Source organism: Paraburkholderia tropica (genome assembly GCF_914484835.1).
Lineage (GTDB): Bacteria > Pseudomonadota > Gammaproteobacteria > Burkholderiales > Burkholderiaceae > Paraburkholderia > Paraburkholderia tropica_A.
Genome location: NZ_CAJZAR010000083.1, coordinates 50638 through 77529 on the forward strand (window position 1 = coordinate 50638; position 26892 = coordinate 77529).

22 protein-coding genes are annotated in these 26892 nt (G+C 65.8%); 15 read left to right on the forward strand and 7 right to left on the reverse strand.

Features of this window, described 5'->3' with window-relative positions; all coding sequences use genetic code 11:
• The first annotated feature begins 98 nt into the window (after positions 1-98).
• Together LDO54_RS31555 and LDO54_RS31560 are read left to right on the forward strand one after the other, a co-directional pair.
• Positions 99-431, forward strand: coding sequence for a superinfection immunity protein (locus tag LDO54_RS31555; protein WP_224015477.1), 333 nt, complete (start codon positions 99-101; stop codon positions 429-431).
• A gap of 231 nt (positions 432-662) precedes the next feature.
• Positions 663-1295 (forward strand): LysE family translocator, encoded by a 633-nt coding sequence (locus tag LDO54_RS31560; protein ID WP_224015479.1) that lies wholly within the window; start codon positions 663-665, stop codon positions 1293-1295.
• A 114-nt stretch (positions 1296-1409) separates the two neighbouring features.
• Here the strand turns inward: LDO54_RS31560 and LDO54_RS31565 are convergent, their stop codons facing one another.
• From LDO54_RS31565 to LDO54_RS31585, 5 genes are all read right to left on the reverse strand, one after another.
• Positions 1410-1700: a YodC family protein gene (locus tag LDO54_RS31565; protein WP_224015481.1), complete on the reverse strand. Its 291-nt coding sequence runs from the start codon at positions 1698-1700 to the stop codon at positions 1410-1412.
• A 687-nt stretch (positions 1701-2387) separates the two neighbouring features.
• On the reverse strand, positions 2388-2954 hold the full coding sequence (locus LDO54_RS31570) for a carboxymuconolactone decarboxylase family protein (protein ID WP_224015483.1): 567 nt from the start codon (positions 2952-2954) through the stop codon (positions 2388-2390).
• Between the two features lie 87 nt (positions 2955-3041).
• A complete protein-coding gene (locus LDO54_RS31575; protein ID WP_224015485.1) occupies positions 3042-4406 on the reverse strand; it encodes an aspartate aminotransferase family protein in 1365 nt (454 codons plus the stop codon).
• A 55-nt stretch (positions 4407-4461) separates the two neighbouring features.
• Complete coding sequence (locus LDO54_RS31580) at positions 4462-5511, reverse strand: C45 family autoproteolytic acyltransferase/hydolase (RefSeq protein WP_224015487.1); 1050 nt, start codon at positions 5509-5511, stop codon at positions 4462-4464.
• A 197-nt stretch (positions 5512-5708) separates the two neighbouring features.
• Entirely contained in the window at positions 5709-6569 is an 861-nt protein-coding gene (locus LDO54_RS31585; RefSeq protein ID WP_224015489.1) for a MurR/RpiR family transcriptional regulator, read from the reverse strand.
• Between the two features lie 486 nt (positions 6570-7055).
• Between LDO54_RS31585 and speC the strand changes: the two genes are divergently transcribed.
• From speC to LDO54_RS31625, 8 genes are all read left to right on the forward strand, one after another.
• Positions 7056-9368, forward strand: coding sequence for an ornithine decarboxylase (gene speC, locus LDO54_RS31590; RefSeq protein ID WP_224015491.1), 2313 nt, complete (start codon positions 7056-7058; stop codon positions 9366-9368).
• Positions 9369-9427: 59 nt separating this feature from the next.
• A complete protein-coding gene (gene potE / locus LDO54_RS31595) occupies positions 9428-11689 on the forward strand; it encodes a putrescine-ornithine antiporter (RefSeq protein ID WP_224015493.1) in 2262 nt (753 codons plus the stop codon).
• A 22-nt stretch (positions 11690-11711) separates the two neighbouring features.
• Positions 11712-12968: an arginine deiminase gene (gene arcA, locus LDO54_RS31600; RefSeq protein WP_224015495.1), complete on the forward strand. Its 1257-nt coding sequence runs from the start codon at positions 11712-11714 to the stop codon at positions 12966-12968.
• Between the two features lie 29 nt (positions 12969-12997).
• Positions 12998-14008 carry an ornithine carbamoyltransferase gene (locus LDO54_RS31605; protein ID WP_224015497.1) on the forward strand — a complete coding sequence of 337 codons (1011 nt, stop codon included), beginning with the start codon at positions 12998-13000 and terminating at the stop codon, positions 14006-14008.
• A 49-nt stretch (positions 14009-14057) separates the two neighbouring features.
• On the forward strand, positions 14058-14990 hold the full coding sequence (gene arcC / locus LDO54_RS31610; protein WP_224015499.1) for a carbamate kinase: 933 nt from the start codon (positions 14058-14060) through the stop codon (positions 14988-14990).
• 148 nt (positions 14991-15138) lie between these two features.
• A complete protein-coding gene (locus LDO54_RS31615; RefSeq protein ID WP_224015501.1) occupies positions 15139-17454 on the forward strand; it encodes an Orn/Lys/Arg decarboxylase N-terminal domain-containing protein in 2316 nt (771 codons plus the stop codon).
• A 138-nt stretch (positions 17455-17592) separates the two neighbouring features.
• The gene (locus LDO54_RS31620) at positions 17593-17862 is read left to right on the forward strand and encodes a hypothetical protein (RefSeq protein WP_224015503.1); all 270 of its coding nucleotides are present in this window, start codon (positions 17593-17595) and stop codon (positions 17860-17862) included.
• A 70-nt stretch (positions 17863-17932) separates the two neighbouring features.
• Complete coding sequence (locus tag LDO54_RS31625) at positions 17933-18163, forward strand: hypothetical protein (protein WP_224015505.1); 231 nt, start codon at positions 17933-17935, stop codon at positions 18161-18163.
• A gap of 301 nt (positions 18164-18464) precedes the next feature.
• Here LDO54_RS31625 and LDO54_RS31630 read toward each other — a convergent pair whose 3' ends face one another.
• Both LDO54_RS31630 and LDO54_RS31635 read right to left on the reverse strand, forming a co-directional pair.
• Entirely contained in the window at positions 18465-19157 is a 693-nt protein-coding gene (locus tag LDO54_RS31630; RefSeq protein WP_224015507.1) for a VIT1/CCC1 transporter family protein, read from the reverse strand.
• A 13-nt stretch (positions 19158-19170) separates the two neighbouring features.
• Positions 19171-20940 (reverse strand): SulP family inorganic anion transporter, encoded by a 1770-nt coding sequence (locus LDO54_RS31635; RefSeq protein ID WP_224015509.1) that lies wholly within the window; start codon positions 20938-20940, stop codon positions 19171-19173.
• A 58-nt stretch (positions 20941-20998) separates the two neighbouring features.
• Here LDO54_RS31635 and LDO54_RS39325 point away from each other — a divergent pair, with 58 nt between their 5' ends.
• The 5 genes from LDO54_RS39325 to LDO54_RS31660 all read left to right on the forward strand — a co-directional run bounded on the left by LDO54_RS39325 (position 20999) and on the right by LDO54_RS31660 (position 26892).
• Positions 20999-21631: a hypothetical protein gene (locus LDO54_RS39325; protein ID WP_436975737.1), complete on the forward strand. Its 633-nt coding sequence runs from the start codon at positions 20999-21001 to the stop codon at positions 21629-21631.
• 208 nt (positions 21632-21839) lie between these two features.
• Positions 21840-22769 (forward strand): hypothetical protein, encoded by a 930-nt coding sequence (locus LDO54_RS31645; RefSeq protein ID WP_224015531.1) that lies wholly within the window; start codon positions 21840-21842, stop codon positions 22767-22769.
• Between the two features lie 174 nt (positions 22770-22943).
• A complete protein-coding gene (locus LDO54_RS31650) occupies positions 22944-24113 on the forward strand; it encodes an AI-2E family transporter (protein WP_224015511.1) in 1170 nt (389 codons plus the stop codon).
• 29 nt (positions 24114-24142) lie between these two features.
• Complete coding sequence (locus LDO54_RS31655; protein ID WP_224015533.1) at positions 24143-25771, forward strand: efflux transporter outer membrane subunit; 1629 nt, start codon at positions 24143-24145, stop codon at positions 25769-25771.
• On the forward strand, positions 25768-26892 hold the full coding sequence (locus LDO54_RS31660) for an HlyD family secretion protein (RefSeq protein ID WP_224015513.1): 1125 nt from the start codon (positions 25768-25770) through the stop codon (positions 26890-26892). The genes LDO54_RS31655 and LDO54_RS31660 overlap by 4 nt, the downstream gene beginning before the upstream one ends.

Consider the following 26892-nt stretch of genomic DNA (forward strand, 5'->3'; position numbering starts at 1 on the left):
AAAAGACCAATAGACACCAATAAAGGACAATTCAGCGCGCGACGCCGATCCGCGCGACAATGACTCATCGGCGGCGCCCCATCCACGGAGGATCGACCATGGCGAGCCATTCCATCTTCGAGATCGTCGTGCTGCTCGCGGCGGTCGTGGTCTACTTCCTGCCCGCGCTGATCGCGGACAAGCGCGCGCGTCACGACCTGCTGACGATCGCGCTGTTCAATGCGGTGATCGGCTGGACGGTGCTGGGCTGGCTGCTCGCGCTCTACTGGGCGCTGCAGCCCAATCCGCCCAAGGATCTCGGCGGCAACGTCAAGGTGCGCAGCCGCCGCGTCGGCATGCTGCTGTTTTCGCGCCGCCTCGACGACCGCGTTCAGGCGCGCGACGCCCGCCGCGATCCGGACAACGCCGACCGCGAACGCTCCTCGCACTGAACGCGGCCTGTTAGAGCACACGCCGAACACGCTGCAAACGCCACAAGGCTTCACAGCCTCGCTCACGCCCAACCCCGCCCTGGCCGGATGGCCAACGTCGCCTGAAAGCCGCGCACGCGGATGCGGCGCATGAAATAATCGGTCTATTGCGTTCGTGCCCGACTAGTTAATAGTTTCGCGGCCCGGGCTCACCCTCCCCGTAACGTCAACCGCATGCCCACGGAGCCCGCTATGCCCCATGTCGCCCCGCTGTTCGCCTTTGCCGCTGTCGCCCTCGGCATGGCGCTCACGCCCGGACCCAACATGATCTATCTGATCTCGCGTTCGATCTGCCAGGGGCGCAAGGCGGGTCTCATTTCGCTAGGCGGCGTCGCGCTCGGCTTCATCTTCTATATGTTGTGCGCCGCTTTCGGCATTACCGCGCTGCTCATGGCCGTGCCGTTCGCCTACGACGCGCTGCGCCTCGGCGGCGCGCTCTATCTGGCGTGGCTCGCGTGGCAAACGCTCAAGCCGGGCGGCCGCTCGCCGTTCCAGGTGCGCGAACTCACGCCGGACCGCCCCGGCAAGCTGTTCCTGATGGGCTTCGTCACGAACCTGCTGAATCCGAAGGTGGCGATCCTGTATCTCTCGCTGCTGCCGCAGTTCATCGACCCCTCGCGCGGCAGCGTGCTCACGCAGTCGATCGAACTCGGCGCGGTGCAGATCGCGCTTTCCGTGACGATAAACGCAGCCGCCGCGATCACGGCGGGCACGATCGCGTCGTTCCTCGCGGGCCGCCCGAAGTGGCTCGCGCTCCAGCGTTATCTGATGGGAACGGTGTTGGCCGGTCTGGCCGTGCGGATCGCCGCCGAAGGGCAGCGCTAAGCCGCTCATCGAGCCGCGAAGAGGGTTTGCTGAATCTACGTTGCTGAATACGGGCGGATAGACAGACCGATGCAGATGGCGCGCGGCATCAACCGCGAGCCGTCTGCGCACGGATCAACGGTGGTTGGCCACGCGCGCAGCCGGCATGCGCAGCTTCACGGAGCCAGCCGGAATCGAGCGCGGCTCGATGCGGACCATGTCCTGCGCGAACATGTCCTGACGCAGTTCGCCCTGTTCGTCGAACCATTGGCAGATCAGCCAGTGACCATTGGCGAAGCCCACCGGGCCCGCATACATGACCGTCATGCGCGGTCCGCCCGACTTGAGGGTCACCACATCGCCAATGCCGGACTGGATGGCAGGCAGGCTCTCGGCTAGCGCAAGCTCCAAAGTCGTATCAAGCATGATGTTCCCCGGAAAAAGATCGGCCCATTGAAATCCCCGGAGCGGGCCTGAAGTCCCGCTTTGATGCCGCATGGATACCGTTTCCGGCAATAATCTCTATTCGCGGCTATTAATAAGTTTCGCAAGACTATCAACTCGATTTAATCCGCGCAAGCACTTTTCAATAAGCTTACGTAGAAACCCGTATTCGAATTGGCTCCCCGCAGCCTGGTCATCGATTTGCGTAATCGCACTACGCAAGCAGCGCGCGGAATCCGCCTCCGGCCCGCACTGCAAGGCGTTTCAGGGCATCGCAAACCATGATCTGCGCAAACAGTATTATTATTTCGCGGTCTGCGCCCCATTCACGGCGAATGGCTCCGCGGCAAAATGACCTGAATATTTGTGATTAACCATGCAGTTCAAATATCGCGAGACCGTTATCCACAAGAAAAATAAACGACTGAAAACGTTTCCCGCAGAAAATCGTCCGCTCGTTTTATTTTTTGCATATCGCGCGGGCAATTATTTACCACTCATTGTTGTTTTTCAAATAAGCATACGGTTGAAAATCGCCGCCTGAAATATGGCCGTCATGCATACCGGACGTAACGGGCGGGTAAGCAAGAACCCGGGCGCAAAAAAGCAAACGCCCCATCCGGTCGAACCGGACGGGGCGTCGAGTCAAGCCAGTGACCGCGTCGTCGCTTATTCGGCGAACGGCAGCGTGGTCTGCCCTTCGGCGCGCATGCCGAAGGTATTCAGCGTCATCGCGACCAGGGCGTAGTAGCCCAGCAGCCCGACCAGATTGATCGTCGTCTCATGGCCGAAGCGTTCGACCGCGCGCGCGTAGGTGGCGTCGGAAACGCGCTTCGCGTCGTAGAGCTCGGTCGTGAACGCGTAGATCAGCGCGTCGTCGGCTTCGTCGAAAACCGGTTGCGCGCCGGTGCGGATCTGCTCGGCCAGCGTCTCGGGCACGCCCGCCTTCAGCGCGATCGGATAGTGGATAAACCATTCCGCCTGCGCCTGCCAGCGCTGCGCCGTCACGAGAATCGCGAGTTCGGACAGGCGCAGCGGCAGCCCCGTGTTGTAGCGGCAGAACGCGCCCAGGCGCTGCGCGTGCTGAGCCAGTTCCGGGCTGTGGATCCAGCCGAGAAACGGGCCGTTCAGGTTGCCGCGCGGGCCGGAAAGGATTTCATCGAGCACGGCCTTCTGCTCGTGCGTCGCGGTTGCGGCGTCGAAGGCCGGCAGCCGCGGTTGGTGGGATTGCGTCATCGCGTGACTCCGGGGTTGTCCGGTTGAGGTCGAAAAAGTATGCCGATTGCGCCGGTCAGGCGCTCAAGTGCTCAGGCGATCAAGCGGTCAGGCCCTGGCCGTCGCACCCGTTGCCCCCGTCACGCCCGTCGCCGTCAGCGCGGCACCGATGGCGGCCGCGAGCCGGTCCTCGATCGTATCGATCTCCTGCGCCGTGCAGATGAACGGCGGCGCGAGCAGCACGTGATCGCCGTTCTTGCCGTCGACGGTCCCGCCCATCGGATAGACCATCAGCCCGCGCGCGAACGCCTCGCGCTTGATCGCCGCATGCAGCTTGAGCGCCGGATCGAAGCTCGCCTTGCTCGCGCGGTCCTGCACCAGTTCCACGCCGACGAACAGGCCGCGCCCGCGCACGTCGCCGACATACGGATGCTCGGCGTAACGCTCGCGCAGACGCGCACGCAGTTGCTCGCCGCGCGCGAGCACGTTGTCGAGCAGTTTTTCCTCGGCGATCACGCGCTGCACTTCGAGCGCCGCCGCGCAGGCCGTCGCGTGGCCGATATAGGTGTGGCCGTGCTGGAAGTAGCCGCTGCCGCCCACGATGGTTTCGTAGATGCGCGCGCTCACGAGCGTCGCGCCGATCGGCTGATAACCGGCGCCCAGCCCCTTCGCGATGGTCAGCAGATCGGGCGCGACGCCGTCTTCCGCGCAGGCGAACAGCCAGCCCGTGCGGCCCATGCCCGACATGATCTCGTCGAGGATCAGCAGCACGCCGTAGCGGTCGCACACCGCGCGGATCTTGCGGAAGTAGTCGCGCACCGGCGGCACCGCGCCGGCCGTCGCGCCGACCACCGTCTCGGCGACGAAGGCCGCGACGTTTTCCGCGCCGAGTTCGAGGATCTTCTGTTCGAGCTCGTCGGCGAGACGCTGCGCGTAGGCTTCGTCGGTTTCGCCTTCATGACGCTCGCGGTACGCGTAGCACGGGCTCACGTGGTGCGATTCGATCAGGATCGGCAGGAAGGGCTCGCGGCGCCAGGCGTTGCCGCCGATCGCCAGCGCGCCGAGCGTGTTGCCGTGATAGCTCTGGCGGCGCGCGATGAAATGACGGCGCGTCAGCTCGCCCTTCTCCACGAAAAACTGGCGCGCGAGCTTGAGCGCGGCCTCGATCGCCTCGGAGCCGCCCGAGACGAAATACACGTGATCGAGCCCTTCGGGCGCGTTCGCGATCAGGTGATCGGCGAGTTGCTCGGAGGCGTCGGTCGTGAAGAACGACGTGTGCGCGTAGGGCAGTTGCTGCGCCTGGCGCTTGATCGCGTCGATCACGCGCGCGTTGCTGTGGCCGAGGCACGACACGGCCGCGCCGCCGCTCGCGTCGATATAGCGCTTGCCGGTCGAATCGATGATCTCGATGCCCTCGCCCGCCACTGCCACCGGCAGGGTCTGTTTGGGCATGCGATGAAAAACTTGGCTCATGTGCGGTCTCGCTGAATGATGCGATGAAATCGGTGAAGGCTTCGGATGCGGCGAATCAGCCGCGCGCGATCGGCTGGCTCATGACGCGCGCGCCGTCCTGCCAGACGTCGAGCGTCACGCCGCGCGCGTCGATGCGCATGCAGGCCGTGGCGAGCGTGTTTTCGTCGTCGGGATCGTGCGGGTCGTCGCGGAAAATCGGCAGGCCCGAGCCCGCGCGGTCGTGCAGCGTTTGCACGAAAGCCTCGTCTTGAGGATGTGCGCCCGACTTTGCAACCAGCGCCGGCAGCAAATCGGCGAGCCGCGCCTGGCGATCGCGCGACGAATCGGTGACGATCTGCGCCTCGTGCTCGCAACCCGCGTGAATCAGATGATTGGCGTGCCCCGAGGGCGCGCTCACTTCGACGACCGAAGCGCGCTGAGCCGTGGCTTCGACGCTGAAGACGCGCACCGCGCCCGCCGCGTCGGTGCCGCCGAGCGTGTGATGAAAGCCGCTCGCGCGCGGCGTGTCGCGCAGCAGTGCGAGCGCGTCGTCGAGCGAGGCGGCGTCGAGCACGGCGCGCGCGAGGATCATGCGCGGCACGCCCGCGCGCGGCTCGCGAATGCGCACGTTGTTAATCGCCTGCGCGACACCGGCGCGCGACGCCGCGAACGTGTGGCCCGGCAGCGAGCCGGGGTAATAGAAGCTGACGTAGCCGGGCTGGCCCGCCGGTTCGACCTCGACCATGTGGCAGCGGCCGCGCAGATACGGGTCGCCGTCCTCGTTGTGCGCGATCAGACCGGCTGCGGGCGTGGCCGACGCCAGCGTCGTGCAGCCGTCCGGCGCGTTATGGATCAGCTCGCCGCGGCAATTCCAGAGGAACAGGTCGTGCGCGGACCAGCCGAGCGCCGACGCCATGGCGTCGAGTTCGGCGACCTGCGCCGGGAAATACTGCTGCGCCGCCGCGCGGAGTTCCTGCACGAACGCATGGCCGCGCCAGCGGCTCACGGCCTGCCACGCGCTGCTTTGCGCCATATAGGTCTCGAAGACGGGCTTCGCCAGCTCGCCGAGCTGCCGCCCGATCGCCTCGGGCGTGCCGCCCATCCGGTAAACCTTCAATTCCTGCATCGATTGTTCTCGCCTGTAAGCCTGGGCCATGCCTGTAACGGCCGATGTCGGATTTATACGCCACACAACATATGTTGTCAATTTAAATGCGAGCAACAACAAATGGAATCGCATGAGGCGTAAAAAAGGCCGCCTTCGAAGGCGGCCTGCAAGGTATCGGCGACCGGGCCGAAGCCCTCACGTCATATCAAGGCATATCAAGGCACATACGCCCCGCGCGCGTTGAGCGAGCGCTCGGCTTCCTCGAGCTGCGCCACGGCGCCCGCGCCTTCCAGCGAGAGCAGATGCGCGACGAGCGATTCGGCCAGCGCCGTCGCCGCCACGAGCGACGGGAAAAACGACGGGCTCTCGTGCGTGAAGATCAGCACCTTTTCGGCGTTGAGCGCGATGGGCGACACGGCGCTGTCGGTGATGGCGATCAGCTTGCTGCCTTTTTCGAGCGCGGCTTCGGCCACGCGCACCGCTTCGACCGAATACGGCGCGAAGCTGACCACGATCGTCGCGCTGTCGCGCTCGATGCCGAGCAGCTGCATTTCGAGCGTTCCGGCCTCGCCGCCGAGCAGCGAAACGGACGGACGGAACAGCCGGTAGCCGTAGACGAGCCCGAACGCGACCGCATAGCACGAGCGGAACCCCGCCACGTGCACGTGCTTCGCCTTCTTGAGCACGCGCGCGGCCTCGATCATGGTGCGTGCGTTGTGCACTGCACTGGCGTCGAGATTGTGTTGCTGCGCGACGAGCAGATCGCGAGCGAACGCGTCCTTGGCGCTACCCGCGACGAGCGAACGCGCGCGGCTCGACAACGGCTCGGGACGCGTACGCACACGCGCGACGAACAGATCGCGCAACTCGTTCCAGCCCGGAAAGCCGAGCTGCTGCGACAGCCGCACGAGCGACGCGGGCTGCACGCCCGCGCGCTCCGCGACCTTGCGCATCGACGAAACGGCGACTTCGTCGGGATGGTCGAGCAGGAAGGCCGCGCCGGTCTGGAATTGCGGGCTCAGGTCGGAAAAACGCGCGCGAATGAGCGCGGCAAGCTGGTCGAAGCTGTCTGGCATGCGGATGGCGGCGTGGGACCGGCAGTGGGCGACAACAAATGTTACCACTGCGTTGCAGAATGTTGTGAAGCAAGTGCCTGTCGAAGATGAAAATCACGCTGCGTTCGTGCGCTGCACAAAGGCCAATTCACAGCCAAATAACGGCCGAATACACGAGCCAATTCACGACCCAACACACGCCGAAAAATTAGACAGGAACCCGAATCGTTAATAGACATCCGCGTGCGATTTTTCACGTCTGCAAACGCCGTCTCGCCTGGGACCAAAGTCCTATATCGGCGCTACGTGCAGCTTCATATACTCAGTCACCGAAAGCGTCTCACACATTGCTCACGCCGCGACGAACGCCCTCGCGATTCGCACGCGTCAGCACATAAACACCGACATCGGATCGCATGCCGGTTACGAGCTTGACGCACTCGAAGGAGACCTGCCGTGATGCCTTTCTCACTGAAAGCGCCGACTATTCCGATCCCTTTTCATAAGATGCTGAAGATCGTCGCGATCGTCGACACCGACGATGCGCAGACGCGCGAACTGCTCGACGCCATTTCGACAGAAAACTTCCGTGTCGAGATCACCAGCCACATCAAACGCGACGTCAGCGAAGACGCGGACGTGGGCGCCTATATCGTGCTGCTCGACGGCGAACGCCTCGCAGGCGCGCGGGAGCTGGCGATGGCGGTGCGTGGGCTCGGCTTTCGCACGCCGCTCTGGGCGCTCTCCAACTCGCACCGGCTGTCCGATCTCGCGGTCGTCGGCGGCCTCGGCGAAATCGACGGCTATATCTACCTCGGCCAGCAAACGCCCGCCTTCTACGCGAGGCAGGTCACGGCCAGCCTGATCCGCTATGGCATGAGCCTGTTGCCGCCGTTCTTCGGCGGTCTTGTGAGTTACGACGCCGAAGCCAATATCGCGTTCGATTGCCCCGGCCATCAGGGCGGACAGTTCTACCGCAAGTCGCCGGCCGGACAGCTATTCTTCAAGCACTTCGGTGAAAGCATTTTTCGCAACGACCTCTGCAATGCCGACGTCGAACTCGGCGATCTGCTGATCCACGAAGGCGCCGCCGCCGAAGCGGAGCGTCACGCGGCGGCCGTGTTCGGCGCGGATCAGACCTACTTCGTGCTCAACGGCACCAGCACCTCGAACAAGATCGTGACGGGCGGCGTGTTGCGGCGCGGCGATCTCGTGCTGTTCGACCGCAACAATCACAAGTCGCTGCATCAGGGCGCGCTGGTGCAGGCGGGCGCGATCCCGATCTTCCTGCCGACGGCGCGCAACGCGTTCGGCATGATCGGCGCGGTCGACTGGTCGGCGTGGGACGAGGACGCGCTGCGCGAGCAGATCCGCCAGCATCCGCTCGTGACCGATCCCGTACGCAGCACGGCGGCGCGCCCGTTCCGGCTCGCGTGCATCCAGCTCGCCACCTACGACGGCACCGTCTACAACGTGCGCAAGGTGCTGGAGAAGATCGGCCACCTCTGCGACTACGTGCTCTGGGACGAGGCCTGGATCGGCTACAACGCCTTCCACCCCTTGTTCGACGATCACAGTCCGATGCGTCTGAAGAACCTGACGCCGGATATGCCCGGCCTGTTCTCGACGCAATCGGTCCATAAACAGGGCGCCGGTTTCTCGCAGGCTTCGCAGATCCACAAACGCGACGATCATCTGCGCGGCCAGCCGCGCTATATCGAACACAAGCGCTTCAACGAGTCGTTCCTGATCCACGCCAGCACGTCGCCGTTCTATCCCCTCTTCGCCTCGCTCGACGTGAACGCGAAAGTGCACGAGGGCAAGGCCGGCGAGATGCTCTGGGACGGCTGCATCGAACTCGCGATCGAAGCGCGCAAGAAGCTGCGCCAGTTCGTGCATCACTACGCGGAGCACGGCAAGACGCCCGAAGAACAGTGGTTCTTCGATCCGTTCGTGCCCGACGTCGTCGATATCAAGAACTCGCGCTTCACGGACGACGTGATGAATATCGCGTGGGAAGACCTGCCGACGAACGTGATCAAGCACGAGCAGCAGTGCTGGGAATTCCGCCCGGAAGCAACGTGGCACGGCTACGCGGGTTACGCGCCCGGCTATGTGATGGTCGATCCGAACAAGCTGACGCTGCTCACGCCGGGCATCGACCGTCAAACCGGCGGCTATCTCGACTTCGGCGTGCCCGCGACGGTGGTGGCGAACTTTTTGCGCGAGGAAGGCATCGTCCCCGAAAAGTGCGATCTGAACAGCATCCTGTTTCTGATGACGCCCGCCGAGGACGAAAGCAAACTGAACACGCTGATCGCGCGCCTCGTCAAGTTCAAGAATCTCTGGGACCGCGACGCGCCGCTCGCCGATGTGCTGCCCTCGCTCTACGCGGCGCATGCCGAACGCTACGAAGGCTATTCGCTGCGGCAGATCTGCAACGAGATGCACGGCTTCTATCGCGAAGCCAACGTGAAGAACCTGCAGCGGCTCTGTTTTCGCGCGGAGAGTTTTCCGCAACTGGCGATGCCGCCGCACGATGCCTACGAGGCGCTCGTCGCCAACCGCGTCGATTATGTGCCGCTCGACAGCGCGCGCGGGCGCATCTCCGCCACGCTCGCGCTGATCTACCCGCCCGGTATCGGCGTCGTGCTGCCCGGCGAGCGCTGGGACGCGCGCGCGCAGCCGATGCTCGACTACTTCATGGCGTTCCAGGAATCGTTCAACCGGTTCCCCGGTTTCAACTATGAAGTGCAAGGCGTGTTTCAGGAACGGGAAGACGGCCGCATCCGCTTTCATACCTACGTGGTTCAAGAGTAGCCATCGAACGATCGGGTTCAGATCGGGTTCAGACCGAGTTCACCAAGGAGGTGAGCGCCATGAACGACCAGCCGAAAAAGATGAACGTCGTGCAACTGACGTTTATCGTGACCGTCAACATGATGGGTTCCGGCATCATCATGTTGCCCTCCAACATGGCGAAAGTCGGCGCGATCTCGCTGCTTTCGTGGGTCGTGACCGCCGTGGGGTCGATGGCGATCGCCTACGGCTTCGCGCAGGCGGGCATCCTGAACCAGCGCGCGGGCGGCATGGCCGCGTATGCTGAGGATGCCTATGGAAAGGCCGGTTACTTCCAGGTGTTCTTCCTCTACTTCCTCTCGGTCGCGATTGCAAACGTCGCGGTCGCGAGTTCGGCGCTCGGTTATCTCGCGGGCTTCTTTCCGGCCTTGACGTCATCGCCGGTCGCCACCTGCATCGGCGTGATCGCGCTGCTGTGGATCACCACTGTCGCCAACTTCGGCGGGCCGAAGCTGACGGGCCGCATCGGTTCGGTGACGGTCTGGGGCGTGATCCTGCCCGTGGGCTTCATGTCGATCGCCGGATGGTTCTGGTTTCATCCCGCCTATTTCGCGGCGGCCTGGAACCCGCAGGGCCTGAGCCTGCTCGGCGGCATGGGTTCGAGTATTTCCCTCACGCTGTGGGCGTTTCTCGGCATGGAATCGGCGGTGCAGAACTCGTCGGCCGTCGAAAATCCGAAGCGCGACGTGCCGCTCGCCTGTCTGTTCGGCACGCTCGGCGCGGCCGTCATCTACGTGCTCTCGACCACGGTGATCCAGGGCATCGTGCCGAACGACGCGCTCGCGAAATCGACCGGGCCGTTCGGCCTCGCGTTCGCGCATATGTTCACGCCCGCGATCGGCTCGATCGTGATGGCGCTCGCGGCGATGGCCTGCGTCGGCTCGCTGCTCGGCTGGCAGTTCACGCTCGCGCAAACCGCGAAAGACGCCGCCGACAGCGACATGTTCCTGCCGGTGTTCAGCAAGGCCAACCGCACCGGCGCGCCGATCCCCGGCATGATCATCATGGCGATCGTGCAGTCGCTGATGGCGCTCTCGACGATCTCGCCGAATCTCGCCGAACAGTTCGCCGCGCTCGTGAACCTCGCGGTGGTCACCAACGTCCTGCCCTACATCATTTCGCTCTCGGCGCTGTTCATGATGATGCGCGAGGCGGGTACCGAAGCCGCCGTCTACCGCCGCAACGCCGTGGTCACCGTGGTGGCGATGGTCTACTCCATCTACGCGCTCTACGCCTCGGGCAAGGACGCCGTGCTCGGCGGCATGCTGGTGCTCGCCATCGGCTATGTGATCTACGGCTTCATGGCGGCGCGGCGCGCGGGCAGCGCGGCGAGAGCCGGCAAGCCCGCGATCCTCGCCGCCGGGATCATCGCGTTCCTCGTGCTCTGCTCGCCGTGGCCGCATCGCGCGCACGCCGCCGAAACCGACAACGCCACGGCGGCGGCGACAACCGGCGCGCTGGCCCGCATCAAGCAGTCGGGCAAGATGACCATCGGTTATGTCGCCGACGCGCGCCCCTACGCGTTCCGCAACGGCGAAGGTCAGCCCGACGGCTATGCCGTGGCGCTGTGCACGAAAGTCGCCGACAAGCTCAAGACCGATCTCGCGCTGCCCGCGCTGGCCGTGAACTGGACCGTCGTGAAAGCCGACGATCGTTATCGCGCGCTTCAGGATCACCGCGTCGATCTGCTCTGCGCCGACGCCGAGACGCTCACGGGCCGCCAGTACATCAGCTACTCGATTCCCGTCTATCCGGGCGGCATTGCCGCGCTCACGCGCGCCGACGCGCCCGCCGGCCTCAAGGAAGTGCTCAGCGGCTCGACGCAATCGGAGCGGCCGATCTGGCGCGCCTCGCCAGCCCAACTGCTGAACGCGCAGACGTTCTCGACGCTGGAAAACTCGCCCACGCAGCACTGGCTCCACGAACGCATGGGCACGTTCAAGCTGTCGGCGCGCGTGATCACGGCGTCGAGCTATGAGGACGGCGTGCAGCAGGTGCTCTCGCGCAAGGCGGGCGTGTTCTTCGCCGAGCGCGCGATCCTGCAGGACCAGGTGAGCCGCAACCCGTCCGGCGACCGGCTGCTGGTGCTGACGCGGCGCTTTTCCTATGCGCCGATTTCGCTGGGCGTGGCGCGCGGCGACGAGGATCTGCGTCTGTTCGTCGACCGCACGCTGAGCCAGGTCTTCAAGGCGGGCGACTACCGCGAAAGCTATGTGAAGTGGTTCGGCCAGCCGGACGAGGACGCACGCAACTTCTACCGTCTGGCGATCCTGCCGGACTAGACACAAAAGCAAGGAGACGACGATGGGCACCGAGACAGTAAGCCTTGGCGTGCATTCCGAGGCCGGCAAGCTACGCAAGGTGATGGTCTGCTCGCCCGGCCTCGCGCACCAGCGCCTGACACCGAGCAATTGCGACGAGCTGCTGTTCGACGATGTCGTCTGGGTCAGCCAGGCGAAGCGCGATCACTTCGACTTCGTCACCAAGATGCGCGAGCGCGGCGTCGAGGTCGTCGAAATGCACAATCTGCTTGAGGAGACCCTCAAGAACCCGGATGCCGCCGACTGGATTCTCGACCGCAAGATCCGCCCGGACACGGTCGGCGTTTCGCTCGCGAGCGAGGTCCGCAGCTGGTTCGCGGGACTCGACGCGCGCCGTGCCGCCGAGTTCCTGATCGGCGGCGTGGTGGCCGAAGACATCCCCGAGAGCGAGGAAAGCCACACGCTCAAGATGTATCGCCAGTATCTCGACTACTCCAGCTTCGTGCTGCCGCCGCTGCCGAACACGCTGTTCACGCGCGACACGACCTGCTGGATTTACGGCGGCGTGTCGCTCAATCCGATGTACTGGCCCGCGCGCCGCCAGGAAACGCTGCTCGCCACGGCGATCTACAAATTCCATCCCGACTTCGCGGACAAGCCGTTCGAAGTCTGGTACGGCGACCCCGACACCGATCACGGCGCCGCGACGCTCGAAGGCGGCGACGTGATGCCGATCGGCAAGGGCAGCGTGCTGATCGGCATGGGCGAGCGCACGAGCCGTCACGCGATCGGCGCCATCGCACAGCGGCTGTTCGAAAAAGGCGCGGCCGAACGGATCGTCGTCGCGGGGCTGCCGAAATCGCGCGCGGCCATGCACCTCGACACGGTGTTCAGTTTCTGCGACCGCGATCTCGTGACGATCTTCCCCGAAGTCGTCAAGGCGATCGTGCCGTTCACGATCCGCCCCGACGGCAACGATCGCTCGAAGCTGCATGTGCAGCGCGAGGAAAAGCCCTTCGTCGATGTCGTGGGCGACGCGCTCGGCCTCTCGAAGCTGCGCGTGGTGGAAACCGGCGGCAACAGCTTCGCTGCCGAGCGCGAGCAATGGGACGACGGCAACAACGTGGTCTGCATCGAGCCCGGCGTGGTGGTCGGCTACGACCGCAACACCCACACCAACACCTTGTTGCGCAAGGCCGGCGTGGAAGTCATCACGATCAGCGCCAGCGAACTCGGACGCGGACGCGGCGGCGGCCACTGCATGACCTGCCCGATCATTCGCGATCCTATCGATTACTGAGCATCGACTACTGAGAACGGAGATTCACAATGGCCTTCAATCTCTCGAACCGCAATTTTTTGAGTCTGATGCACCACTCGACGCGCGAGCTGCGCTATCTGCTCGACCTGTCGCGCGATCTGAAGCGGGCGAAATACACGGGCACCGAGCAGCAGCATCTGAAGGGCATGGAGATCGCGCTGATCTTCGAAAAGACCTCCACGCGCACGCGCTGCGCGTTCGAGGTGGCCGCGCACGACCAGGGCGCCAACGTCACGTATATCGATCCGCATTCCTCGCAGATCGGCCATAAGGAAAGCATGAAGGACACGGCGCGCGTGCTCGGCCGCATGTTCAATGCGATCGAGTATCGCGGCTTCAGCCAGGAAGTCGTCGAGGAACTGGCGCGCTATGCGGGCGTGCCGGTGTTCAACGGACTGACCGACGAATATCACCCGACGCAAATGCTCGCCGACGTGCTGACCATGCGCGAAAACAGCGACAAGCCGCTCACGCAGATCAGCTATGCGTATCTCGGCGACGCGCGCAACAACATGGGCAATTCGCTGCTGCTGATCGGCGCCAAGCTCGGCATGGACGTGCGCATCGGCGCGCCGAAATCGCTCTGGCCGAACGACGAGCATATCGCCGCCTGCCGCCAGTTCGCCGAGGAAAGCGGCGCGCGCCTCACGCTCACCGAAGACCCCAAGGCGGCCGTCGAGGGCACCGACTTCGTTCACACCGACGTGTGGGTGTCGATGGGCGAGCCGTTCGAGGCGTGGGGCGAGCGCATCAACATACTGCTGCCCTATCAGGTCAACATGGCGCTGATGAAGGCCACGAAAAATCCGCAGGCGAAATTCATGCACTGCCTGCCGGCCTTCCACAACAGCGAAACCGAAGTCGGCAGACAGATTTCCGCGCGCTATCCCGAACTGACGAACGGCATCGAGGTCACGGAGGAAGTGTTCGAATCGCCGCTGAACATCGCGTTCGAGCAGGCCGAGAACCGCATGCACACCATCAAGGCGATTCTCGTTTCGACGCTCTCCAACATGTGAGCACACGCGGCGCGAGGAGACCACAGAACGGACCACGAAGGGGAAGACAATGCGCATTGTGATTGCGTTAGGCGGTAACGCGCTCCTGCGGCGCGGCGAACCGATGACGGCCGAGAATCAGCGCGAGAACGTCCGCATCGCGGCGGAACAGATCGCGCAGATCGCCGAGGGGAACGAGCTCGTCATCGCGCATGGCAACGGTCCGCAGGTCGGTCTGCTCGCGCTGCAAGGCGCGGCCTACAAGGACGTGCCGGGCTATCCGCTCGACGTGCTCGGCGCCCAGACCGAAGGGATGATCGGCTATCTGATCGAGCAGGAACTCGGCAACCTGCTGCCTTACGAAGTGCCGTTCGCGACCATTCTGACCCAGGTCGAAGTCGATCCGGCGGACCCGGCTTTCCAGCATCCGAGCAAGCCGATCGGCCCCGTCTACGACAAGGCCGAAGCCGAGCGGCTGGCCGCCGAAAAAGGCTGGAGCATCGCGCCCGACGGCGACAAGTTCCGCCGCGTCGTGGCGAGTCCGCGCCCGCAGCACATCTTCGAGATCCGGCCGGTGAAGTGGCTGCTCGAACGCGGCACGATCGTCATCTGCGCGGGCGGCGGCGGCATCCCGACGATGTACGACGACAAGCGCAGCCTGCACGGCGTCGAAGCGGTGATCGACAAGGACCTGTGCTCCGCCCTGCTCGCCGAGGAACTCGAAGCGGACATGCTGATCATCGCGACCGACGTGAACGCCGCCTATATCGACTGGGGCAAGCCCGAGAGCAAGGCCATCGCGCAGGCGCATCCCGACGAACTCGACCGGCTCGGTTTCGCGGCCGGCTCGATGGGGCCGAAGGTCATGGCCGCCGCCGAATTCGCCCGTCACACGGGCAAGGACGCGGTGATCGGCGCGCTGCCCGACATCGTCGCCATTACGCGCAATGCAGCGGGTACGCGGGTCAGCACCCGCGAACCCGGGCTGCGCTATTACGGCTGAAAGCGTCGACTGCATGCGTCGACTGAAAGCGTCCCGTGAACGCTTCGCCTGAAAGCGACGCCTGAGCCTTTTCCCTGAACGCTTCGCGGCGCGCCACGGCGCGCGCGAAGTTTCCCCACCACGCGCGCCGAACCGCAAGGGAGTTCACATGCCGTTCTCATCGGAATCCGTCTATCGCCGGCTCGGCATGAAGGCGCTGCTGGTCGATCACGAAGTCGAGACGCGCACCGCCAGCGGCCGCGCCGCCGAAGCGCTCGCGCGCGAACTGGAGGATCGCAACGTGCGCGTCGTGACCGCCGCATCGGCCGACGACGCCATCGCCGTGATCCAGTCCGATCCGCTCGTGCAATGCCTGCTGCTGAGCTGGGAACTCGAAGGCGACGACAGCCACCTGGCGGCGCAGCGCGTGCTCGACGCGCAACGGCTGCGCAGCGCGACCGTGCCGATCTTCCTGCTCGCGAGCCGCACGAGCGCCTCGACGATTCCCGTCGACGCCATGCAGAAGGCCGACGACTTCATCTGGATGCTCGAAGACACGACCGCGTTCATCGCCGGGCGCATCATCGCGTCGATCGAGCGCTATCGGGAAACGGTGCTGCCGCCGATGCTCGGCGCGCTCGCGCGTTTCTCGCGCGTGTTCGAATACTCGTGGCACACGCCGGGCCATACCGGCGGCACCGCCTTCATGAAATCGACCGTCGGCCAGGCGTTCTTCGAGTTCTTCGGCGAACAGCTGTTCCGTTCGGACCTGTCGATTTCGGTCGGCGAACTCGGCTCCCTGCTCGACCACAGCGGCCCGATCGGCGAAAGCGAGCGTTACGCGGCGCGCGTGTTCGGCTCACATCGCACGTATCACGTGACGAACGGCTCGTCGATGTCGAACCGCGTGATCCTGATGGCGAGCGTGACGCGCAACCAGATCGCGCTCTGCGACCGCAATTGCCACAAGTCGGCCGAGCACGCGATGACGATGTCGGGCGCGATCCCGACCTACCTCGTGCCGTCGCGCAACCGCTACGGCATCATCGGGCCGATCCTGCCCGAGCGCCTCACGGCCGCCGCGATCCGCCTGCTGATCGAACAGAATCCGCTCGTGCGCGACCGCGACGGCGTCGAGCCCGTGCCCGTGCATGCGCTCGTGACGAATTCGACCTACGACGGCCTCTGCTACAACGTCACGCGTCTCGAAGAACTGCTCGGCGAAAGCGTCGACCGGCTGCACTTCGACGAAGCCTGGTACGGCTACGCGCGCTTCAATCCGCTCTATCGCGACCGCTTCGCCATGCACGGCGATCCTGCCGATCACGACGCGTCGAAGCCCACAGTGTTCGCCACGCACTCGACGCACAAGCTGCTCGCGGCCTTGTCGCAGGCCTCGTTCATCCATATCCGCGACGGCCGCAATCCGATCGAGCACGCGCGCTTCAACGAGGCCTACATGATGCACGCCTCGACCTCGCCGCAATACGCGATCATCGCTTCGAACGACGTGAGCGCCGCGATGATGGACGGCGCGGGCGGCGAAGCGCTCACGGGCGACGCGATCCGCGAGGCCGTCGCGTTCCGCCAGATGCTGTCGCGGCTGCACGCGCAGTTCGACGAGCAGGACGACTGGTTCTTCGACGGCTGGCAGCCTGATCAGGTCCTGAACCGGCAGACCGGCCGCCGCACGCCGTTCCACGAAGCCGACCCCGAACTGCTCGCGACCGATCCGTCGTGCTGGGTGCTGAGGGCCAACGAGATCTGGCACGGCTTTGGCGAGATCGAGGACGGCTACTGCATGCTCGATCCGATCAAGGTGTCGATCCTCACGCCGGGCGTCGCGCCCGAAGGCGGCCTCCAGCCGATCGGCATTCCGGCCTGCGTGGTCACGGCCTATCTCGACCGCCACGGCATCGTCGTCGAGAAGACCACCGATTTCACGATCCTGCTGCTGTTTTCGATCGGCATCACCAAGGGCAAGTGGGGCACGCTCGTCAACACGCTGCTCGACTTCAAGAAGGACTACGACGCGAATTTGCCGCTCGATCAGGCGCTGCCCGGACTGGTGGCGCGTTATCCGCAGCGTTACCGGGGCCTCGGGCTGCGCGATCTGTGCGACCTGATGTTCCGCGCGATGCGCGACCTCAAGACCACCGAGATGATGTCACGCGGATTCTCGACGCTGCCGCATCCCGAATGCAGCCCGCAGGAAGCGTTCGAGCTGCTGGTCCACAACGACGTGGAAACGCTCGACCTCTCGCAGATGGCGGGACGCGTGGTCGCCAATGCGGTCGTGCCCTATCCGCCGGGCATTCCGCTGCTGATGCCCGGCGAGAACGCCGGCCCCGCCGACGGCCCGCTGCTCGGCTATCTCAAGGCGCTCGAACAATACGATCTGCGTTTCCCCGGTTTTACGCACGATACGCATGGGGTCGAAGTCGAAGACGGCGTGTACCGGATCGCCTGCATCAAGACGTCCTAGACGCGCGCGGATTGTAGCCATACGCAGCCACGCGCCGTCCCACTTATCAGACCAAAGTCCGATACAAGGGGGCGGCGCGCGCGTATAGGCTGGAGGGGCTTTAGCACTCGTCCTTCCATACCGACATAGGAGTTCGTCATGAAATACCGGACCGTGGCCATGATGATCGCGACCCTTCCTCTCCTGTGCGTTTCCGGCGTCCGGGCTCAGGACAACCCCGCATCGACCCCGGCGGCGCACGCCGCGCATCCCGACGAGATCGTGCGGATGCGCCAGCAGGTCGCCGCCGCGAATCGCGAGTACGACCGCGAAGTGGCCGCGGCCAAGAAGGTCTACGACCACAAGAAGGCGGAGGCCAAGAAGAAGCGCGATGCGGCGGTCGCGGTCGCCCATCAGGGCGTCGATTGATGAAGTCAGGCGTCCCACGCCCTTCGATCGGGCGCCGGACGCCGCCACCCATGCCGGTGAGGTACGTGTTATGGCTTTCGCTCTGCTGCTTGCGGTCTTTCTCGCCTCGACCGGCATCCTGGTCGGCGGCGCGATGAACCGGCCCGCGCAGCCGGAGACGGCGGCAGCGGCCGATGTGCGCGGCGATGCGAATGCGCCGGCGGCGTCACTGTCGTTGCCCGCGTCGTTGCCCGCGTCGTCGAACAATGCTACGCAGTCCCAATCGGATGCTCCATCGTCCGTCAAATCGAGCGGGGTCTAGCCCGCGTGTCTAGTGGTCTCCTCGAACGCGTTGCCTGCGCGCCCGGCCGGGCATCCTCGCGATATGGCCGTGCGTTCTGAAACGCAGCCTCGGCGGGGCGAGCGTGGCGAGCGGTACGAGCGGCGTGAGCGTGACAAGCGGCACGGCCGTCAACGCGGCAAGGTCGGCGACCAGCACGGCGAATCCACTGAGTACGGCACGCATCGCAGTCTCGTCCGAAGTTCGTCGAGCCAGCTTACGCGCCGGCCAACGCCGATGAAATCGGACCTTGGTCCGATTTCCCCGTCCCGCCCCGCAGCCCCTAACCGCCGAGCGCAATGATCGCCATCGTCAGCAGGATGCCGAGCGCGATCATCGCGAAGCCCGCGCGCATTCCGCCCGCGCCGGTGTAGCGTCCCAGCGCGAAGCCCGCCGCGAACAGCATGACGAGCGTGAGCACGCGCGAGGCGACCAGCGCCGCCTTGTTATCGGCGATAACGAGAAACGGCAGCGCGACCGGAAACGTCGCCACCACCACGAGCAGAAAAATACCGAGTGCGCCGACGAAATCGGCGCGCACGAACTGCGCGCGAGGCGGCAAGGTCGAGGCCGCCGCGATGCGCGCGCGCATCCGTTCGAGTTCGGCGTCGTCGACGAGCGGCGAGAGGCTGTCGGGCAGCGCGCCACGCAGGCTGCGGACCGCCAGCGCGGGATTGGACTCGCGCTGCACGGCCAGCGCGAGCTTGCGGCGCTGGCCGCGATCGGCGAGCGTGCGCACGAGGTACATCACGGCGTCCGCGAGACCCCAGGCGAGGTTGCAGCCGAGCGCGGTGATGAACATCTTGCGTCCGGCGTCGTCGGCGACGGTGACGGCCTTGACCGCGCCGACGAAGGTCAGCGCCATGAACAGGCCGAAGCACAGTTCGCACACGCGGTCGACGACATTGAGGATCGGCTCGCGCCGGTGGGGTCGATCTTCGGGCTGGTCTTGCCGGGCAGGCATCGCAGTGTTCATGAGAGACCTCGCATCAGGTTGGCTGGCGCGGCGTGGGCGCCGCTGCGGGACCGCGCGCCTCGGCCGCGCGCAGATACGTTTCGATCACGTCGTCCACCGTCACGAGGCGGCCGATGTCGCCGACGAGCCGCTCGAGCCCTTCCGCGCGCAGCAGGTCGCGCACGCTGCCGTGCGCCGCGACGATACGCAGCGCCCCGCCCGTTTTCGCGAGCTGCGCCTGCAGCGCCGCGAGCATCCGCGCGCCCGCGATATCGAGCGCGGGCGCGTTGGACAGGTCGACGATCACCAGCCCGACCGGACACGCCGACGCGCCGATGGCCGCGCGAATCCGCTCGCGCACCGCGTCGACGTTGAAGTACAGCAGCGACGCCTCGACGCGGAACATCAGCACGCCGGGTATCGTCTCGTTGTCGGGATGGCGTTCGTTGTCGGTATAGCGGCGCGTGCCCGGCATGCGACCGAGCACCGCCACATGCGGATGCGCGACGCGCATCACGAGCAGCAGCATCGACGCGAGCACCGCGAAAATCACGCCCTTGAGAATGCCGAGCAGCAGCACCGCACAGAGCGCGATCATCGCCACCGCGAACTCCTGGCGGCTCACGCGCCAGACGTGACGCAGCTCGCGAATATCGACAAGCCCCTTGACCGCCACCAGCACGATGACCGCCAGCACGACCGTGGGCAGGCCGGTCAGCAGATCCGAGAGAAACACGAGACACAGGCCGATGGCGATCGACGCGAACACCAGCGCGAGCGGCGTCTTCGCGCCCGCCTGGTCGTTCACCGACGATTGCGACAGCCCGCCCGCCACCGGAAACGCATGAAAAAGCCCCGCCGCGAGATTGGCCGCGCCGAGCCCCAGCATTTCCTGGCGGGCGTCGATCTCCTCGCCGTGGTTGCGCGCGATGGCGCGCGCGGCCGACACGCTCTCCACGTAGGACAGCAGCATGCAGGCGAACGCGAGCGGCACGATGCCGTCGACGTCGCGCACCCTCAGCGGCGGCACGTCGAAGCCGGGCAGCCCGCGCGGCAACGCGCCGACGAGCTTGAAATCCATCGCGCCCAGCGGCGTGTGCGTCATCAGCACGATGGAGAGCGCCACCACGAGCAAGGCGACCGGACGGCCCGGCAAAAACTTTTCGCCGAGCAGCAGCAAGGCGAGCGCAACGAGGCCGAACGCGAGCACGACGAAACGCGTGTCGGGCACCTGGCGGATCAGTATCGTCAGGCGCTCGATGAACTGTTCGCCGCCGCCAGCAACACCGAGCAGCTTCGGCAATTGCGTCAGCGCGATCGTCAGCGCCGCGCCCGCCTTGAAGCCCAGCAAAATCGTCTCGCCGATGAAGTTGACGAGCGAGGCGAGGCGCAGGATCCAGCCGATCAGGCACAGGGCCGCGACGAGCAGCGCGGTCAACGCGGCGATCGACGCGGCACGCTGCGCGTCGCCGCCCGCCATCTCCGCGACGCTCACGCCGACCAGCATCGAGATCGCCGAAGTCGGTCCGATCGCCAGCTGGCGCGACGAGCCGAGTAGCGCATAAGCCGCGCCGCCAGCCAGATAACCGTACACGCCGTATTGATCCGGCAAGCCCGCGAGCGCCGCATACGCCAGCGCGACGGGAATGCCATAGGCCGCCAGCGTCACGCCCGCCACGAGATCCGACGACAGCCAGCGCAGCCGGTAATCGCGCAGCCATCGGCAGGGCACCCAGGCCGCGAAGCCGCCGCGCGCCAGGGCCGCATTGCCGCTGCCTGCCTCGGGGGCCTGCTCGTCGGTCATCGCGCTCTCCTTGTCACGCTTGACGAGACCATACAAACGGTACGTGCGGAATACGACCTTGGTCGTATCCGCGCACTGTGCGAACGGCCTCGCATTCAGCATGCGCGGCGGCCGCAAAGGCGTTATTCTTTTCTCCAGCTATCCTGGACTCACCCAGGCGCTGTGTCTTCGCCCGCGATTGCAGAGGTCATGCAAAGATCGTATCGTCGGCCTGGCCGCGCCACGCAGTGATCTCCCGCGTTGCGCGAGCACGCCCCGTGAACCGCCGTACGATGCCAAGCAGGAGAACCGGATGCGAGCCCTTCGCTCACTCTGTCTGATCGCCTCGCCGCTGCTGATTGCCGGCTGCAACACGGCGCCCATTCCGCCGGGCAAGCCGGTCGATATTTCCACTGCATTGCAGAACGTCCTGCAGGGTCTCTGCGATTTCCGCCAGGATCAGGCGACGAAAAAACAGGACTGGGGCGCACACGTCGAATCGGTAACCGTCGAGCTCGATCTGACCGTGGACGGCGCGCGCACTCCGCCCGTTGCCGTCGCACCGGATATCCAGTTCATCCCGACCGTCAGCTACGGCCAGATCCTCACTTCAAGCCGCGGCAGTCATCTCACGCTGACGCTCAAACCCGGCAGTCTGCCCGCCGAATGTAGCGGCAGTAATGGCAGCAACGGAGGAAAAACGACGCCGTGACGCGACGCGCGTCGGCAGGGTCCGGCTTCGACGCATGCCGGATCGGCCATCGACAGCAATCGAGCCGCTGACAACGGGGGTGTGAGCGATGCAGCAGCAAGCGCGGGGGATCTTGCGCGGTCGGGCGCGGAAAAAGTATGGCGTGCAGGGCGTGCATCGGGCGAATCGCGCGGCGCGCGCCGCGCGGGTGCTGGCGTGCATCGGCTTCATGACGGCCCTGCCGGGCGGCGCGGCCTATGCGCAGACGGCGCAAGGGCCGCTATCGTCGAATACGGTGGTCGGCGGCAACGTCAAGCAGCACGCCAATGCAGTGCTCGCGATCATGTCCTACACGACGGTCCCCGACGTGACGACCAGCAATCTGTCGGTCAACAACGGCGCGACCGGCAATCCGGGTTTCGGCCAGTCGCAGCTCGGCGGCGGCTTCACGCTCAGCCGGACGTTTCCGCTCTATCTCGAAGGCACGCTCGCTTATAGCCGCTACGATCCGGTGTTCCTCGCGACGGACGGCGCCCAGCAGCGCGCGGTGCCGACCCGATGGAACACGTTCAGCGGCACGGTCGGCATCGGCTGGGACTTCCGCATCACCAACGAACTGGCCTTCCGCCCTATCCTGAACGGCACGATCGGGCGCGTCGCCAGCGACCTGAAAGTGGGCCAGACGCTGTTCAATCACGTCACCGACAGCAATCTTCAATTTCTCGAAAACGGCTCGCTCGACGCCTACGGCTACGGCGGCTCGCTGATGCTCGACTACGAGCACTATCGGGAGAACTACGAAATCGACGCCGAATTGCGCGCCACCGATATCTACCTGCGCAGTTTCGGCGGTTCGTCGGCGGCGGTGCAGGGTTCGGCCACGGCGCAGCAACTGAGCCTCTGGACACGCTGGCGCGCGCCGACCGGCCTGCACGCGCTCGACCGCCCGGTGCGCTACGTGCTGGAGGCCGCGTACTCGCACTATTTCGGCGACAGCGCCGGCGCGCTGGGTTTCAACGATCTCACCTCGCTCGGCGTGGGGCTCGAACTCGACAGCAGCCGCTATCCCGTCATCATCACCCGCACGCGCGCGATGGTGCGCTATGTGTTCGGCCACAACGTTCACGGCGTCTCGTTCGGCTTCGCGATGAGCTTCTGAGCGGCCGCTTCAACAGAATTGCCGGGAATGCTATGGGACCAAAGTCCAATTGACCCTGTGCGGGCGCGATCCGATAGTGGGGAACCGCCATCAGGGGAACCGGCGCGGTCACGGCCAGCGCCGCCGTCTTGCTTCAGCGGCGCGTCCCGTGGCGCACCGGCAGGAGAAGAACCGATGCTGATCACACCGCCCACCCAGAAGGTCCTGTCCCGAGAGCTGCTCGACGTCCTGATACGCGCCGGGCTCGTCGCCGTGCTGGCGATCTTCTGCTTTCGCATCTTCGTGCCGTTTCTCAACCTGATGGTGTGGGCGCTGATCCTCGCGATCACGCTCTATCCGCTACAGATCCGGCTGCGCCGTTCGATGCCGAACCGGGACGGCCTGATCGCCACGCTGATCGTGCTCGCCGCTTTCGTCATCGTGATCGTGCCCGCGTATCTGCTGGGCGTGGCCGTCGCCGACTCGGTCGACAACGCGATGGCCGTGTTCAAGAGCGGCAGCCTGCGCGTGCCGCCGCCGGCCGAATCGGTGCTGAGCTGGCCGCTGGTCGGCAAGCGCGTCTACGACTTCTGGCTACAGGCGTCCACGGACATCGCGGGCGTCGCGCAGAAGTTCGCGCCCCAGCTCAAGGACGCGGGCCGCGCGCTGCTCGGCACCTTGACCGGCCTGGGCGTGGGCTTGATGGTGTTCTTCGCGGCGCTGATCGTCGCGGGCATTCTCATGGCCTTCGGCGAAAAGGGCCATGAAAGCGCCGTGCAGATCGCCTCGCGCATCTCCGGCCCGGACAACGGCGTGCAGATCACCGACCTCTGCACGGCCACGATTCGCGCCGTGGCCCAGGGCGTCGTCGGCATCGCGTTCATCCAGATGGTGCTGATCGGCGTCGCCTTCATCGTCATGGGCATTCCCGGCGCGGGCCTGCTCGCGCTCGCCGTGCTGCTGATCGGCATCATGCAGCTGCCGGCCACGCTGATCACCGTGCCCGTGATCATCTTCGTGATCGTCACCGAGGGCTTGAGCACGGCGACCATCGTGTTCTCCGTCTACGTGTTCATCGCCGGTCTCGCCGACAACGTGCTCAAGCCGCTGCTGCTCGGCCGCGGCGTCGCGGTGCCGATGCCCGTCGTGCTGATCGGCGCGCTCGGCGGCATGGTGACGGGCGGCGTCATCGGGCTGTTCATCGGGCCCGTGATGCTCGCGGTCGGCTATCAGCTGTTCTGGCGCTGGGTGAAGGATCAGCCGCAGAGCCGGACGCTGGACGAGGCCCAGATCGCGGCGCAGGCGCAAACCCCGTCGCAGACTCAGGCGCAGATTCCGCCACAGGCGCCCGAACAACAGCCTTGACGCTGCGGGACCCCGACGTGTTGCCCGTCATGCGCCCCTTCACGCTGGCGATGCTGCTCGGAGCCGGCGTCCTCGAAGGCTGCATGCGCGTGGGACCGGATTTTCAGCCGCAGCACGAAGCCTGGAGCGAGCACTGGCGCAGCGAGGCGGTCGAGCGCGTCACGCAGCAGACGGCGCAACCCGACGTGCGCCAGTGGTGGCGCGTCTTCGGCGACCCGAATCTCGAAGCCCTGATGGACGCGGGCGACGCCGGCAACGGCGATCTGCGGATCGCCGGGCTGCGCGTGCTCGAAGCGCGCGCGCAACTGGGCATCGCGCAGGCGGGGCGCTATCCGCAGGTGCAGCAGATCGACGCCAATGCGACCTGGTCCGCGCACCGCCACTCGGCTGCCTTCTCGCCGCAATCGGGCCCCGCGTGGCAGTACGGCGCGGGCTTCAGCATCGGCTGGGAACTCGACTTCTGGGGACGCTTCGCGCGCGCCATCGAATCCGCCGATGCCGCGTTCTTCGCCGCGCAGGCGAACCGCGACGCGGCGCTCGTGCTGCTGCACGCGCAGATCGCCGATACCTATTTCACGCTGCGCACGGCCGAGGCGCGGCTGCGCATCGCGCGCGAGAACGCGCAGCTGCAAAAGCGCAGCTACGACATCACGCAAAAGCTGTTCAAGAGCGGCGAAACCGACGAACTCGATCTTCAGCAGGCCAAGACGCAATATCTGGGCACGCTCAGCAGCATTCCCGATCTCGAAAGCCAGATCGAACTCGCGCGGCACGCGCTGTCCGCGCTGGTCGGGCGTCCGCCGGGACCGCTGCCCGAACTCGACGCGCAGCCCGGCATGAGCGGCGTGCTGCCGCTCGTGGATCGCGCCGTGCTGCAGGACGTGCCCGCCGATCTGCTGCTGCGCCGCCCGGACGTGATCGCCGCCGAATATCAGATGGCGGCGCAGTCGGCGCTGATCGGCGTGGCGAAGGCCGACTTCTATCCGTCCGTGTCGCTGCTCGGCTCGCTGGTCTGGGGCGCGGGCTCGTCGCACACGCTGGCCCTCGTGGCGGGGCCGAGCGTGACCTGGAATGTCTTCGATCACGGCCGGATCGAGAATAACGTGCGCGTGCAGGACGCGCGGCTCCAGCAGTTGGCGGTGGCTTACCAGAACACCGTGCGCGAGGCGGCGCGCGAGGCCGACGACGCCGCCACGTCGCTGCTCGGCGCCTGGCAGCGCGAGACCATCCTGAACGAGGCGCAGGCGGCCGCGCAGCGCTCGCTCAAGCTCGCCAACACGATCTATCGCGAAGGCTATTCCGACTTTCAGCGCGTGCTCGACGCCCAGCGCGCGCTGTTCACGCAGCAGGACGCGTATATCGTCAATCGCGGCAACGCCATCGGCAGCCTGATCGCACTGTATAAGGCGCTCGGCGGCGGCTGGTACACCGAACAGCCGGTCGTCGATGCGGTGACGCGCGCGCGCATGCAGCAACGCACCGACTGGGGCAATCTGATCGACGAGGTCAACGCGCCGCCTTCAGCGCACGCGCAGCAGACGTCGCACGCAACGCAGACATCGCACGTTGCGCACGCATCGCCGGCATCGTCGTCCGCCGCGCCCGCATCACGCTCCGCGGCGGCCGTCGCCGCGCCGTCACAAGGTGCATCCCGATGAGCGCCGCCCCGAATCCTGCCCCCGAAGCGCCCCCGCCCGCCGCCGACGCCTCGGGCAAGGCGCTCAAGTGGGTAATCGCGCTGCTGGCCGCGAGCCTGCTCTGGTATCTGCTCGCCGACCGCTTCACGCCCTATACGCAGCAGGCGCGCGTGCAGGCCTACGTGGTGCCGGTCGCCGCCGAGATATCGGCGCGCGTCACGCGCGTGCTCGTGCACAACAACCAGGCGGTCAACGCCGGCGACGTGCTGTTCGAAGTCGACGCCGACCAGTACCAGATCGCCGCCGCGCGCGCCCGCGCCGACTACGAGACCGCGCGCCGCCAGCTCGGCGCGAATACGGCGGGCATCGATTCGGCGCAAGCCTCGCTGCGCGCGGCGCTCGCGAACGAGGTCAAGGCGCGCCAGGACAGCGACCGTCTCGAACGGCTCTATCGCGAGGACGAAGGCACGGTTTCGCTGCGGCGCATCGAGGTCGCGCGCGCGACTTACGAGCAGGCCCAGAGCCAGGTGGTCGCCGCGCGCGCCGAAGTGGAACGCGCGCGCGAACAGCAAGGCGGCAGCGAGACCGACAACGCGCAATTGCGCAGCGCGGCGGCCGCCGTGAAGAAGGCCGAACTCGATCTCGCGAACACGCAGATCCGCGCCCGTTCGAGCGGCGTCGTCACCGATCTGCGCGCGGAAGTCGGCCAGTTCGCGGCGGCGGGCAATCCGGTCATGACGCTGATCGCGATCCGCGACGTGTGGATCAGCGCCGACATGACCGAGAACAATCTGGGCCATCTGGAGCCGGGCACGCCGGTCTCCATCGTGCTCGATTCGCTGCCCGGCGACGTCTTCGCGGGGCGCATCCGCAGCATCGGCTACGGCGTCAGCACGGGCCAGAGCACGCCGCCCGGCAGCCTGCCCACGGTGCAGAACAGCCGCGACTGGCTGCGGCCCGCGCAGCGCTTTCCCGTGATCGTCGAATTCTCCGCCGACGACCGCGCGCGCCTGAACCAGCTCAACAGCGTGCGCGTGGGCGGCCAGGCCGAGGTCATGGCGTTTCCGACCTCGCCCAATCCGCTCAATCCGCTGGGCCGCGTGTTTTTGCGCGCGATGAGCTGGATTGCCTACGTCTACTGA

Excerpts from the sequence above, each read along its gene's own strand:
- LDO54_RS31645 (WP_224015531.1), top strand. The coding sequence starts at position 21,840 with ATGACGGCCCTGCCGGGCGGCGCGGCCTATGCGCAGACGGCGCAAGGG.
- arcC (WP_224015499.1), top strand. The coding sequence starts at position 14,058 with ATGCGCATTGTGATTGCGTTAGGCGGTAACGCGCTCCTGCGGCGCGGC.
- LDO54_RS31565 (WP_224015481.1), bottom strand. The coding sequence starts at position 1,700 with ATGCTTGATACGACTTTGGAGCTTGCGCTAGCCGAGAGCCTGCCTGCC.
- LDO54_RS31605 (WP_224015497.1), top strand. The coding sequence starts at position 12,998 with ATGGCCTTCAATCTCTCGAACCGCAATTTTTTGAGTCTGATGCACCAC.
- LDO54_RS31570 (WP_224015483.1), bottom strand. The coding sequence starts at position 2,954 with ATGACGCAATCCCACCAACCGCGGCTGCCGGCCTTCGACGCCGCAACC.
- LDO54_RS31615 (WP_224015501.1), top strand. The coding sequence starts at position 15,139 with ATGCCGTTCTCATCGGAATCCGTCTATCGCCGGCTCGGCATGAAGGCG.
- LDO54_RS31620 (WP_224015503.1), top strand. The coding sequence starts at position 17,593 with ATGAAATACCGGACCGTGGCCATGATGATCGCGACCCTTCCTCTCCTG.
- LDO54_RS31635 (WP_224015509.1), bottom strand. The coding sequence starts at position 20,940 with ATGACCGACGAGCAGGCCCCCGAGGCAGGCAGCGGCAATGCGGCCCTG.
- LDO54_RS31580 (WP_224015487.1), bottom strand. The coding sequence starts at position 5,511 with ATGCAGGAATTGAAGGTTTACCGGATGGGCGGCACGCCCGAGGCGATC.
- LDO54_RS31630 (WP_224015507.1), bottom strand. The coding sequence starts at position 19,157 with ATGAACACTGCGATGCCTGCCCGGCAAGACCAGCCCGAAGATCGACCC.
- arcA (WP_224015495.1), top strand. The coding sequence starts at position 11,712 with ATGGGCACCGAGACAGTAAGCCTTGGCGTGCATTCCGAGGCCGGCAAG.
- potE (WP_224015493.1), top strand. The coding sequence starts at position 9,428 with ATGAACGACCAGCCGAAAAAGATGAACGTCGTGCAACTGACGTTTATC.
- LDO54_RS31560 (WP_224015479.1), top strand. The coding sequence starts at position 663 with ATGCCCCATGTCGCCCCGCTGTTCGCCTTTGCCGCTGTCGCCCTCGGC.
- LDO54_RS31660 (WP_224015513.1), top strand. The coding sequence starts at position 25,768 with ATGAGCGCCGCCCCGAATCCTGCCCCCGAAGCGCCCCCGCCCGCCGCC.
- LDO54_RS31555 (WP_224015477.1), top strand. The coding sequence starts at position 99 with ATGGCGAGCCATTCCATCTTCGAGATCGTCGTGCTGCTCGCGGCGGTC.
- LDO54_RS31585 (WP_224015489.1), bottom strand. The coding sequence starts at position 6,569 with ATGCCAGACAGCTTCGACCAGCTTGCCGCGCTCATTCGCGCGCGTTTT.
- LDO54_RS31655 (WP_224015533.1), top strand. The coding sequence starts at position 24,143 with ATGCGCCCCTTCACGCTGGCGATGCTGCTCGGAGCCGGCGTCCTCGAA.
- LDO54_RS31625 (WP_224015505.1), top strand. The coding sequence starts at position 17,933 with ATGGCTTTCGCTCTGCTGCTTGCGGTCTTTCTCGCCTCGACCGGCATC.
- speC (WP_224015491.1), top strand. The coding sequence starts at position 7,056 with ATGCTGAAGATCGTCGCGATCGTCGACACCGACGATGCGCAGACGCGC.
- LDO54_RS31575 (WP_224015485.1), bottom strand. The coding sequence starts at position 4,406 with ATGAGCCAAGTTTTTCATCGCATGCCCAAACAGACCCTGCCGGTGGCA.
- LDO54_RS31650 (WP_224015511.1), top strand. The coding sequence starts at position 22,944 with ATGCTGATCACACCGCCCACCCAGAAGGTCCTGTCCCGAGAGCTGCTC.